The following is a 12209-nucleotide window of genomic DNA, read 5'->3' as shown; positions in this document are numbered from 1 at the left end:
ACACAACGCATTGATTCGATAGCGAAGGGTGCACATAGTGGCCGAGACGATCCAGCACGTAGAGGACATGGTCGACAACTCGCCGGCCATCGACGTGCACGACACGTTCAACTTCTACCGGCAACTCCTCGCCGACTTGAAGGCGAAGATCGACGCCCGGTTCGAGTTGACGCGTGACCCGTCCACCCTGGGTCTCCAGACGTACGGCAGCTACCCGGACGGCCCCGGCGGCTCCCTGGAGGCGTACTCCGGTCCGGAGATCGACTGGCTGGTCCACTCGTGGATCGGCAACCCGGGCGCCAGCTTCGCCAACCTGCACCTGACCGCCTGGCTCGGCCCGCAGGTCAAGGTGCCGCACCTGGGCATCGCGCTGCTGGTGTGGCCGGGCGGCTGGTTCTACTTCGACTCGGTGCCGCGGACCAACCTGGTCGAGGACGGCGAGTACTACGACAAGTACTACGAACCGGTCAACGAGGAGTGGCTGGAACTGCGGGGCGACCCGGAGTTCGACTACTTCGTGAGCCGGGCCGGGTTCATCCGGGCGAGCCTGTCGCCGACCGCGTACTGCTTCTCGTTCGAGCGTTCGCAGCGCAACCTCGACATCGTGGCGGCCCGGGCGCACGCGCACGTGGACCGCTGGCTGCGCTGGGTCGACGAGGCCGAGCCGGTGCCGGCGGAGGAGCGAGCGGCACTGGCCGCGACCGACGAGACGATCCGCCGCAACATCGCCGAACGGGACCCGGCGAACGTGATGGGGGTCCGCTTCTTCGGCGAAGAGACCACGAACAAGCTGGTCCGCGCCCTCTGGGGCGGCGACCGCGAGCTGCCGCGCCCCGGGGCGACGGAACCGGCGGCCGAGAAGCCGACGGCCACAAAACCGGCGGCCACAGAGCAGGCGACCACAGAGCAGGCGGCCACGGAGCAGGCGACCACGGAATCGGCGGCCGGGTGATGAGCGTTCGTTCGGTCTGGTGGGCCGCCACGATCCCCGGCGCGGACAAGCCGTTCGACACCGCGCACCTGCGGGTCTTCTACCCGTCGAAGCCGACCGGCTCGGACGCGGAACGGCTGTCGGGCGTCTTCCCCGCCGATCCCGCACACGCCCCGCACCCCGTGGTGTTGATCGTCTCCGGGGTGAACGTGGGCCAGGAGGCCTATCGCTGGCTGGCGGTCGAACTCGCGGCGCGCGGTTTCGTGGCCGTCACCTACGACTGGGTGGGTGAGCTGTTCGGCGGCCTGAAGGGCATCACGCCGGGCGTCGAGCTGGCCGCCGCGAAACCGGACGCCTACGGAACCCGGGCCACCACCCCGTCGGTTCCCGCGGTGATCGCCGCCCTGCGGACGATGACCGGGCCGGTGGAGGGCCTGCTGGACCTGGACAACGTGGCGCTGATCGGGCACTCCGCCGGCGGCACGGTCATCCTGCAGAGCGCCCGGTTCTTCCCCGAGGTCAGGGCGGTCGCCGCCTACGGCACCCACACCATGGTGGCGACGATGCTCGGCTGGCCGGCCGGCACGGTTCTCCCCGCCCAGGTGGACTGCCCGGTGCTGCTGATGAACGGCGAGAACGACGGCGTCATCAACGGCTCCGCGGACCGGTACGGCGAGGATGCCGCGACCAGGCGGGATCCGATCAGCCGCACCTTCGACGAGGCGCTGCCCGCGGCGTCCGGCGCGAACGTGCAGGTCACCTTCGGCGGGGCGAACCATTTCGGGATCGTGCACCCGGTCGACGACACGGCCGCCCGGGCGTTCCTCGACGCCGAGGCCACCACCGATCCGGCGGCCACCCGCGCCGCCCTGGTGGACATCACCGCGGCGTTCCTCGACATCCACCTGCGCGGCGCCTCCGGTGACGCGCTCGACAAGGCCCTCCAGAATCCCGACATCGCCGGCATCCGGCGGAGGTAACAGCCATGCTCAAGAACTTCTGGTACGCGGTGGAGTTCTCCGACAAGGTGACCACCAAGCCGGAGCGGATCACGGTCCTCGGGCAGTACCTGGTGATCTACCGGACGCCCAAGCAGGGACGGGTCGTCGCACTGAGCGATCTGTGTGTGCACCGGGGGGCCGCGCTCTCCGGCGGGTGGCTCAACGACGACAAGATCGTGTGCCCGTACCACGGTTGGGAGTACGAGCCGGACGGCGCCTGCGTGAAGATCCCGGCGAACCTGCCGGGACGGGGCATTCCGAAGAAGGCGCGGGTGGACTCGTACCCCACGCAGGAGAAATATGGTTTTGTCTGGGTCTTCATGGGCGATCTCCCGGAGGAGGAGCGCCCGCCGATGCCGGTGTGGCCGGAGTTCGACGACCTGGTGGAGAACGGCGGCAAGTTCCGCACGGTGACCGGCGAGTTCCTGTGGAAGGCCAACTACGAGCGGATCCTGGAGAACGGCTGCGACATCGCGCACGCGCCGTTCGTGCACGCCGGACGTTTCGGTAACCCGGACATGCCGCAGGTGCCGGACTACGAGGTCGAGCATCCGGACGAGTGGTCGGCGTTCGCGACGGTGGATCTGCACCCGCCGAAGCCGAGCGGGCTGTGGGGCAAGTTCGGCCGGCTGATCGGCAACGACCTGAAGAAGCGGCCGCCGGTTACCACGTCGGCCGGCTGGATGCTGCCGAACCTGATCAAGCTGCATGTGCGGCTGCCGATCGGCGACATGATCATTTACGACACCAACATCCCGATCGACGAGACGACCACGCTGGTCAAGTGGGTCGCGCTGCGCACCTTCTTCACCGGGAAATGGGCCAACAAGGACGCCATCAATCGGACCATGCGGATCTTCTACGAGGACGCGGCGGTGGTCGACAAGGTGCGGCCCGAGCTGCTGCCCTTCGACCTCGGCGCCGAACTGCACATCAAGAGCGACATCATCGCCGTCGAGTACCGCCGCCGGCGCCAGGAACTGGCCGACAAGGGCTGGCTGCTGCACGAGGACGATTTCATCACCGGTGACGTGCCGAGACGCACCGCCACGGTGATCCCCTCGCCGGCCCGCCGGGAGAGCCCGGAGCTGTCCCGCGCCTGGGTCCACAAGGCCCGTGGCGAGCACCCGACCGTCGCCGCCGCCCGCCTGATGGGTACCAACCCGGAGGAAGAGGACAAGTGAGCCTGCCCGAAGCACTCTCCGACACCACGCTCGACAAGATCCTCGCCCGCTTCGCGGTCTCGCTCGACGTCGAGCGCGCGCTCACGTCGCCGATGAGCCCGGCCCCGGTCGGCAAGATCAGAATCTGGCGGGGTACGGGCACCGTCGTGAAAATCGTGAACGTGTCGCTGGTCGTACCGATGATCGGTTTGGACAGTCACATGATCTTCGCGTTCACCGCCCCGGAGTCCGGCGTGCCGCACTTCACGCTGGACTCGGTGGCCAACGGGGAGAACTACGCGTTCCACCTCGACCTGATCCCCCGGATCGACCTGGCGACGTCGCTGGACTACCTGGATTCCGTGTACGAGCCGCTGACCGCCCTGTATCAGGAAGTCAGCGCCCGCGACGGCCTCACCGCCGCCCACCTGACGCCCCGGCAATATGCCCTCATGTCGCCGTGGATGCTGGTGAACCGGGCGAACGCCGAAGCTTTCGAAGGGATCGGCGACGCGGTCGACGGCTACCTCACTCACTGGGCCGCGCTGGTGGAGAGCGGCGTCAAGGCGGAGGGCACCGCCGCGCGGGATGCCGCCCACCGGGAGCTGCTGTTCAGCCCGGAGATCGACCCGGTGTGGAAGCAGACGGTCCGCCTCCTCGGCGAGGAGCAGAGCGAATCCGTACGCCTGGCCCTGGTGAGCAATGACTGAACCGTCCGTCTGGCAGAAACGCATCGCCGGGGAGTGGCACGGCCGGCCGTCGCTGTTCGACCACAACGGCACCTGGTGCGGGTTCGAGGAGATCCGGCGGTCGTCGGATTTCGTGGACGGCGTCACCACGTACAAGATGGATGGTGGTCTGATCGGTGGCGGCCCGCTGGCCGGGCAGTTCCGGCTGGGCGCGCCGTTCTCGTTCGGTGTCGTCGACTCGGACGCCAACCGGGTCTACACCGGGCCGGACTTCTTCGGGACCGGGCAGCCGTACGGGTCGTTCGTCGACTCGCACTACTACGGGCCCGGCTGGCAGGTCGATCTCAACACCTGGAACCAGGTGCTGCCGGACGGCGAGACGCAGGTCTACTCGTCGGTGCTGTACCAGGGGTGGGCCGTGGTGGGCTGCTTCAACGGCCTCTACACGCGCACGCCGTCGCGAGTGGACGAGCTGATCGAGGCGGAGACCCGGAACGGCCCGGTGCCGTACATCCTGCCGACCAAGCAGGCCGGCGCGTTCACCGGCGAGCTGGAGCTGTGGGGCGCCGATCAGAAGCTGCGCGGCACCGTGTCGGCGTCCATCGCGCTGGAGCCGATCGACCTGCTCCGCACCCGGCGGACGGTGTCCTGGCAGGGCGCCGGCCTGGACCGCGTGTTCACCGCCGAGACCCGGCGGGACGGCAACCGGCTGTTCTTCGAGGGGCCGCAGGCGTGGGGCAACGCGATCGGGTTCGGGCGGGCGTCGTTCCAGTCGCTGCACTTCACCGACGTGTGGAAGGTCAAGGCGCGGGAGTTCTCGATCGACGCCGCGCCGGGCATGTCGGCCGGTAGGCAGCTGGCCGTCGTCTACGAGCTCTTCCACGGCGGCAACCTGGACTCGGTGCTGCACGGTCTTCTGGAGTGGCGCTCATGACGGTCGTGGTCGTCACGGGTGGGACGCGCGGGATCGGGCAGGGGCTCGTCCGTGCGTTCCTCGACCAGGGCGCTTCGGTGGCCTACTGCGGGCGGACCATTCCCGCCGACACTCCCGAGAACGCCCTGGCCGTAGCGGCCGACGTGACGAACCGGGCAGACGTCCGCAAACTCTGGGACGCCACCACCGACAAGTTCGGAAAAGTCGATATCTGGGTCAACAACGCCGGCATGTCGAACTCACGCAGACCGCTGTGGGAACTGCCCGCCGACGAGATCGACGCGGTCGTCGGGCTCAACCTGCGGGGCACCCTGCACGCCAGCGCGGTCGTCCTCGAAGCCATGCTCGCCCAGGGCCACGGCGCGCTGTGGAACATGGAGGGGCTCGGCTCGAACGGGCAGATCGTGCCCGGCCTGACGCCGTACGGCGCGACCAAGCGGGCCCTCACCTACGCCACCCTGGCGATGGCGAAGGAGCTGAAGGACACCCCGGTCAAGGTGGGCCTGCTCTCCCCCGGCATGGTCGTCACCGACCTGCTCATCCAGGACTACGACCCGGCCGAACTGGAGAAGGCGAAGAAGATCTTCAACATCCTGGCCGACCGGGTCGAGACGGTCACCCCCTGGCTCGCCGCGAAGGTGCTGGCCGGCACGAGGAACGGCGGCCGGGTCGCCTGGCTGACCGGACCGAAGGCCGCCTACCGGTTCGCCACCGCCGGATTCCGCAAGCGTGACCTCTTCGGGGACACCTGATGGACTACCCGATCATCCTCGCGATCGAGGACTTCGTACCGGTGATCTTCGGGACCGTGGGGTTCGCCCTGCTCGCCCGGACCGCGCCGGTGGAGTCCGCGCGGAAGGCCGGCCTCGCCGGTGCCGTCCTCATCGGCGCCGGCGGCATCGCCAAATGCGCCTGGAAACTCGGGTACTCCGCCGGCGCCGGCGACTGGACGCTGCTCGAACAGTCGCTGTTCCCGCTGATGGCGGCCGGTGCCGCGCTGCTGTCCTGGTCGCTGGCGGTCACCGTCCGCCGGGGGAAGCCGACCCGGTTCTGGCCGTTCGGGCTGGCCTTCGGGTTGTGCGTGGCCGGGTCGGTGCTGTCCGGCAGCCTCAACCCGCTCTTCGTCGCCGCCACGCTGGGCGTGACCGCGGTCAGCGTGCTCGGCGCGGTCGTCGCGGGCCGGTACAAACAGTGGTGGGCGGTGTCCCTCTACGTGCTCGGCCTGGTCCTGGTGATGGGACTGGTGCCGCTGCGGTCGTCCGACGAGCATCACACGGTCGCCTTCCAATGGCTCGAACAGTCGATCAACACCGCCGCGCAACTCTGCCTCCTGGTGGCCGCGTGGCTCACCCTCCGCGCTAGTCGTCCCGCACTGATCGGAGCCTCCCGATGACCGACGCCCTCGGCTGGCGCCGCAAGTTCGGCGTCATCGCCCCGTCCACCAACACGATCGTCGAGCCGGACTTCTACTCGATGGCCGTACCCGGTGTGACCTCGCACTTCTCCCGCATCCACATCCGCAATCAGAACCTGTCCGACGACGCCGAGTTCGAGAACCTGCTGGTCCAGATCCGCGGCGAGATCGGCTTCGCCTGCGAGCGGGTGCTCACGTGCGAGCCCGACTACATGGTGATGGGCATGTCCGCCGAGACGTTCTGGGGCGGCGTCGAGGGCAACCGCGAGTTCGTGGCCCAGATCAAGGAGATCACCGGACTGGACGTGGCCACCGGCGCCGAGGCGTGCGAACGTGCCCTCAAGCTCTACGGCGCCCGCAGGATCGGCGTGGTCACCCCCTACCAGCCGGTCGGCGACTCCAACGTGGTCCGCTTCTTCGGCGAGATCGGCTTCGAGGTGACCGCCATCGAGGGTTTGAAGTGCCCCACCGCGGTCTCCATCGCCCACGTGACCGAGGACGAACTGCGCGCCGCCATCCACACGGTCAACACCCCCGACGTCGACGCCATCGTCCAGTGCGGCACCAACCTCTCCATGGTCCGCCTGGCCGACGAGGCCGAACGCTGGCTGGGCAAGCCGGTGATCGCCATCAACGCGGCCACCTGGTGGATGGCCCTCCGCGAGAACGGCATCAACGACAAGGTCTACGGCGCGGGCTCCCTTCTCCGCGACCACTGACCGCACCGCACGCTCAGTTCCCGGGGTCGAGGTCCGCGTTTCCTTCCGGTTTTCCTTTCCGGTACGCGCGACCTCGCCCCGTCCTTTTCAGGGCCGTTCCGCCCTGCCACGCGATCTCGCTGCCCGCTCCGGCCTGTGCCGCGCCCGCCGGGCGCAGATCGGTGGTCACCCGAGGTATGTGCGATTCACCTCAGTTTCCGGGCCGTCAAGTTGATCTAATCGTTGCCGGGGCCGGATAGATTCGCCCAGCTCAACCAGGTTTCCGGTGAGCCGGGATAGGAAAGAAGATCAATGAAGAAGACTACGCTCCAGGCCGGTGCCGCCGCCCTGGCCGCCGCCGCCATGCTGCTCGCCGGATGCGGCAGCTCCGACTCGAGCGACACGGGGTCCAAGGGCGCGCCGGCCGCCACCCAGGCCACCGACAACGGGGTGGCCGCTCTCACGGCCGACGAGATCCTGGCCAAGGCCAAGGAAGCGGTGAAGAAGGCCGGCTCGTTCCAGTTCAAGGGCAGCGAGACGGCCGACGGCACCACGACGACCATCGCATTCCGGATCTCCGGCGACGACTTCGCGGGCTCGCTGTCGATGGGCGACGGCGTCGACGTGGAGCTGCTGTCGGTCGACGGCAAGCACTACATGAAGCCGACCGAGGGCTTCTGGGCCATGTTCGCCGGCCCCGAGCAGGCGAAGAAGATGGCGGCGGCCACCGGCGGCAAGTGGGTGCTGGTGCCGGCCAAGGACGAGACCGCGAACGGCCTGTTCGCCGCCGCGAACGTCGACGAGCTCCTGAAGCCGACCGGCAAGCTGGCCAAGGGCGAGGCCACGAAGGTCGGCGACACCGCGGTGATCACCCTGACCGACGCCGGTGACGCGACCTCGAAGCTGTTCGTGGCGACGACCGGCGACGCGTACCCGGTCAAGATCGGCGCGGACGCGGCGGGCGAAGGCGTCCTGTTCAGCGAGTTCGGCGCGACCTTCGCCGACATCAAGGCGCCGGCCGCGGGCGAGTTCATCGCCCAGGAGAGCCTGGGCAAGTAGGTCCTGCCGGATCGGGGGTGTGGGACCGGCCCCGCGCACAGCCTGCCCCACACCCCTGAACCGTCCTCTCCCGCGCGGAGAGGGAGTACGCGGGAGAGAACGTCCTACTGGAAGCCGGCCATCCGGCGCCGGCGGGCCGGCAGCAGGACGAGCAGGCCGACTCCGGGCAGGAGCAGAGCGCTGCCGATCAGGACGACGGTGGCCCACTCCATGCCGGGCCCGGTCTTGGGCAGGGCGCCCGCGGCCGCGCTGGAACTCTTCGACGAGGTCGCGGTAGCCGACTTGGTGGACGTCGCCGACTTGGTGGACGTCGCCGTCGGTGAGGTGCTGGTCCCACCGCCGGTGCCGAACGCGATCTCCACCTGGACCTTGTTGGCCGCCACGTCCTCCTCGCTGTGGCCGGACGGAAGCAGCTGCGCCGCGATCACACAACCGTCGTCGCAGGTCTTGGCCCCGTCGCTCCACGATTTGGCGATGGTGAGGGTGAGCGTCTTGGTCTTGCCGGAGCCGTCGGTGGAGACGAACTCGGCGCCACCGGTGAGATTGCAGTCGGTGGCGGTGGCCGGGTCGGCGATGCACTGCCCGAGCGCCAGGTCGGTGAGCCCGGCCTTGAACCCCGTCCCGTAAACGGTGATCTTCTCACCGTCGGCGATGCCGCTCGTCTTGGAGACGTGCAGTTCGGGCGCGGCCAGGGCCGGCGACGTGTCGACGAGCACGACCGCGACGGCGCAGATCAGGCCGGCGGCGACCGCGGCGGCCAGCCGGCGCAGGTGGCGGGGAAGGACCATCGTTAAAACCTCCATCATGGGTGCGGGCCGGTCAGCCGGCCGGTTCTCCGGATTGGGTCAATCAGCCGGCAGGATCTCCGGGCCGGTCAGCCGGCCAGCTCTCCAGACCGGGCCGGTCATCCGGCCAGCTCTCCAGACCGGGCCGGTCAGCTCTCCAGACCGGGCCGGTCATCCGGACAGCTCTCCAGACCGGGCCGGTCATCCGGCCGGCTCTCCGGAGCGGGCCACGGCAGCCTGGTCGGTGCCGAGGTAGGACAGGACGACCGCGGGGTGGTTACGGACCTCGTCCGGCGTCCCCTGGGCGATGACCGTGCCGGCGTCCATGGCGATCAGCCGGTCGGCGACGCGGGACAGCAGCGGCAGGTCGTGTTCGATGACGAGAATCGTGGTGCCGAGTTCGGCGCGCACGCGCAGCATCAGGTCGCCGAGGGCCTTGCCGTCGGCCTGGGTGAGCCCGGACGACGGTTCGTCGAGCAGCAGCAGCCGGGGCCGCAGGGTGAGCAGACAGCAGAGCTCGACGACGCGGCGGGTGCCGGTGGAGAGCTCCCCGACCGGCCGTCCGGCCAGCCAGTCCAGCCCCATGGCCTCCAGCGCGGCATCAGCCTGAGCCGCCTTGACCGTTTCTGATCGCTCATCACCGATCAGGTCGGCGGCCAGCCGAACCGGCGCGATCCGTTCGGCGGCGACCATCACGTTCTCCCGGACGGTCATCGCCGGAAAGAGCCGCGCGTCCTGGAACGATCGCACCAGCCCGGCCCGGGCCCGCCGCTCCGGGGTCCAGCCGGTGACGGCGCGCCCCTGATACCGGACCACACCCCCGTCGGCCGCGGTGAACCCGGCGAGAATCTCGAAGAGCGTCGTCTTCCCGGCGCCGTTGGGCCCGATGATCCCGACGATCTCACCCTCGGTGACGGTGAACGTGGCGTCCTGCACAGCCCGCACCCCACCGAACGACCGCCGGATCCCGGCTACCTCCAGCAGCGGCCCGCTCCCCTCCCCCGGCGCACCCGGCCCCGCCCGCTCCAGAGGCTCAGCGGGCAGCCGCGCAATGTTCCAGAGTCGAGGCCTCTCCCCCACAAAGATCGGCCGCGTCTCTTCCGCATCAACAGCACCCACACTGACGCCGCCGGCATCGACAGCACTCACGCTGATGCCGCCCGCGCTAAGGCCGTCCGCATCGACGCCGCCCGAGTTGAGACCGCCCGCGTCAACGCCGCCCGCAATACGGCCGCCCACGTAGACGCCATCCACGTTGACGCCGTCCACGTTGACGCCGTCCGCATTAAGGCCATCCACGTTGACGCCGTCCACGTAGACGCCATCCGCGTTGACGCCATCCGCGTTGACGCCGTCCGCGTTGACACCGTCCGCATTAAGGCCATCCACGTTGACGCCATCCACGTTGACGCCGTCCGCGTTGACGTCATCCGTGTTGACGCGATCCGGGTTGAGACTGCCCACATTGACGCCGTCCGTATTGACGCCACCCGCGTTAAGGCCGTCCGCATTGACACCGCCCCCGTTGGCGACGCCCATATCGATGGCGTCCGCGCTGGTAGCGCCCACATTGACGGGGTTCGTGCTGGCCGGGGGGCTTTCTCGTAGGCGGGTGATGGCGGCCGCCAGGTCGCGGAGCCTGCTGTCGAGGCCTCGGCGCGAGCCCCATGCGGCCACGCGGCGCCCCAGGCGGGGGACGCTGCCGGCGAGGAAGCCGCCCAGGCCGTCCGGCATGAGGATGACCACGAGCAGCCAGCCGAGGGTGAGTGCCGCCTGCCCGGGGATGCCGAGGGGGTACAGCAGCGGCAACCCCACGATGATCACCGAGCCGAGCAGCGCTCCCCCGGTGCGGGCCAGCCCACCGACGACGGCGATGGCGACGACGTCGATGCTCGCTCCGGCCGGGAAGTTGTTGATACTCAGCTGCGACTGTCCGAAGCCGATCACCACGCCACCGAGGCCCGCGAGGGCGCCGCCCACGGCGTACGCCTGAAGTTTGCGCAGCGGGGCCGTCACCGTGAGCGCGCGTCCCGCTTCCTCGTTGTCGCGCAGCGCGAGCAGGAGGCGGCCGAAGCCGCCGCCGCTGAGGCGGGCCGTGACCCACCAGCCGAGTCCCAGGAGCAGCAGGGCGAACAGGTAGTAGTCGGTGGCGACGCCGACGACGTAGTCGTGCCATACCGGGTAGGGCGTGTCCAGCCCGTCGCCGAGCAGGAACGTCTGGCGCAGCAGCCAGCCGCTGGTGGCGAGCGCGAAGGCGAGGGTGGTGACGCCGAGGGCGACGCCGCGCAGCCGCATGGCCGGGATGCCGACGAGGGTCGCGGCGAGCCCGCCGGCCGCGCAGCCGGCGACGGTGCCGAGGAACATGTTGCCGGTGAGCGTGGCGACCTGGACGGCGACGGCGGCGCCGATGCCGGCGAAGCCGAACTGGCCGAGCGACAGTTCGCCGGCGATGCCGGTCACCAGGATCACCGACAGCGCGACCAGCGTGTATCCGCAGATGGTGGTGAGGATGGAGGCGGTGGCGTTGCTGACCACGTAGGCGAGCCCGACCCCGAACAGCGCGAGCAGTGCCAGCCCGGCCCGGGAGAGAACGGAGGCTGCCTTACGTTCCTGGCGGGGCCAGGGCGCGCTCTGGTCGTCGCGGCGGCCGCCCTGCCGTTGGCGCAGCAGCGAGACCAGGATGGCGAGTCCGAGGACCACGTCGACGAAGCCGCTGCCCTCTTTGGAGAGCAGGACCTGTTCCAGGACGCCGACGCCGAGGGAGGCGCTGAACGCGATCGGCAGTGACGTCATCCTGGCGATGACCGCGCCGGCCAGGCCGCGCAGCAGCAGTTGGGGGCCGAGCGATTCGATCGACTGCACGCCCTGGGTGGGGGTGAGCAGGATGGCCGAGAAGGCGGCGATGCCTCCGGCGACCGCCCAGGCCAGGGTCGCCATCCGCGGGGCGGGGACGCCGTCGACGGTGGCGGCGTCCGGGTTGTCGGCGGCGGCGCGGATGCCGATGCCGTATTTCGTACGCCGGAGGAAGAACGCGAGCGCGGCCAGCAGCACCGGGGTGAGCAGCAGCATGGCGGTGAGCGACGAGCCGACCGCGGTGGTGCCGATGCTGAAGGCGGGCAGGCCGGGCGGTTTCGGGTAGGTGGTGCCGGAGAAGCTGTCCCGGGACACCAGCAGTGCGATGACCAGGATGAACTGGGACAGGCCGAGGGTGGCGATCATGCCGATGACGCGGGGCCGCCGGTAGAGGCGCCGGACGATCACGATCTCGGTGAGCGCGGCGAGTCCGCCGGCGACCACGATGGCGACCGGGAAGGCCAGCCAGTAGGGCATCCCGGTGGCGAACCGGGCGAGCACGGCGGCCCCGAAGACGCCGATGGCGCCGTGCGCGAAGTTGACGAACCGGCTGGACCGGTAGACCAGCACCAGGCCGACGGCGAGCAGGCCGTAGGTGAGCCCGGTGAACAGCCCGACGGTGAGCCGGTCGAGCCCGAGGTCGAATCCGAGGAGTGTCATGCCGCCGCCACGGAAACGTTGC

General features: G+C 69.6%; 11 protein-coding genes. 9 read left to right on the top strand and 2 right to left on the bottom strand.

All coding sequences use genetic code 11. The annotated features are described in order from the left end of the window. The first annotated feature begins 37 nt into the window (after positions 1-37). From BJ964_RS22630 to BJ964_RS22590, 9 genes are all read left to right on the top strand, one after another. Positions 38-952: an oxidoreductase gene (locus BJ964_RS22630; RefSeq protein WP_188122541.1), complete on the top strand. Its 915-nt coding sequence runs from the start codon at positions 38-40 to the stop codon at positions 950-952. After that, positions 952-1911, top strand: a complete 960-nt coding sequence (locus tag BJ964_RS22625) for an alpha/beta hydrolase family protein (protein ID WP_223149595.1) — start codon at positions 952-954, stop codon at positions 1909-1911. Before BJ964_RS22630 ends, BJ964_RS22625 begins: the two co-directional genes overlap by 1 nt. A gap of 5 nt (positions 1912-1916) precedes the next feature. Beyond that, on the top strand, positions 1917-3116 hold the full coding sequence (locus BJ964_RS22620) for an aromatic ring-hydroxylating dioxygenase subunit alpha (RefSeq protein ID WP_188122539.1): 1200 nt from the start codon (positions 1917-1919) through the stop codon (positions 3114-3116). Further along, positions 3113-3805 carry a hypothetical protein gene (locus tag BJ964_RS22615; protein ID WP_188122538.1) on the top strand — a complete coding sequence of 231 codons (693 nt, stop codon included), beginning with the start codon at positions 3113-3115 and terminating at the stop codon, positions 3803-3805. The genes BJ964_RS22620 and BJ964_RS22615 overlap by 4 nt, the downstream gene beginning before the upstream one ends. Continuing rightward, positions 3798-4718 (top strand): hypothetical protein, encoded by a 921-nt coding sequence (locus BJ964_RS22610; RefSeq protein ID WP_188122537.1) that lies wholly within the window; start codon positions 3798-3800, stop codon positions 4716-4718. Before BJ964_RS22615 ends, BJ964_RS22610 begins: the two co-directional genes overlap by 8 nt. Further along, a complete protein-coding gene (locus BJ964_RS22605) occupies positions 4715-5470 on the top strand; it encodes an SDR family oxidoreductase (RefSeq protein WP_188122536.1) in 756 nt (251 codons plus the stop codon). The genes BJ964_RS22610 and BJ964_RS22605 overlap by 4 nt, the downstream gene beginning before the upstream one ends. Beyond that, positions 5470-6111, top strand: coding sequence for a hypothetical protein (locus tag BJ964_RS22600; RefSeq protein WP_188122535.1), 642 nt, complete (start codon positions 5470-5472; stop codon positions 6109-6111). The genes BJ964_RS22605 and BJ964_RS22600 overlap by 1 nt, the downstream gene beginning before the upstream one ends. Further along, the gene (locus BJ964_RS22595) at positions 6108-6851 is read left to right on the top strand and encodes a maleate cis-trans isomerase family protein (protein ID WP_188122534.1); all 744 of its coding nucleotides are present in this window, start codon (positions 6108-6110) and stop codon (positions 6849-6851) included. The genes BJ964_RS22600 and BJ964_RS22595 overlap by 4 nt, the downstream gene beginning before the upstream one ends. Positions 6852-7142: 291 nt before the next feature. Further along, the gene (locus tag BJ964_RS22590) at positions 7143-7889 is read left to right on the top strand and encodes a hypothetical protein (protein WP_188122533.1); all 747 of its coding nucleotides are present in this window, start codon (positions 7143-7145) and stop codon (positions 7887-7889) included. 104 nt (positions 7890-7993) lie between these two features. Here the strand turns inward: BJ964_RS22590 and BJ964_RS22585 are convergent, their stop codons facing one another. Beyond that, complete coding sequence (locus tag BJ964_RS22585) at positions 7994-8677, bottom strand: neocarzinostatin apoprotein domain-containing protein (protein WP_188122532.1); 684 nt, start codon at positions 8675-8677, stop codon at positions 7994-7996. 198 nt (positions 8678-8875) lie between these two features. Beyond that, positions 8876-12187, bottom strand: coding sequence for an ABC transporter permease subunit (locus tag BJ964_RS22580; RefSeq protein ID WP_188122531.1), 3312 nt, complete (start codon positions 12185-12187; stop codon positions 8876-8878). Between the last annotated feature and the right edge of the window lie 22 nt (positions 12188-12209).

It is taken from the genome of Actinoplanes lobatus, assembly GCF_014205215.1.
GTDB lineage: Bacteria > Actinomycetota > Actinomycetes > Mycobacteriales > Micromonosporaceae > Actinoplanes > Actinoplanes lobatus.
The sequence above is the reverse complement of the archived record's forward strand: the minus strand, read 5'-3'. Positions and strand labels throughout refer to the sequence as shown.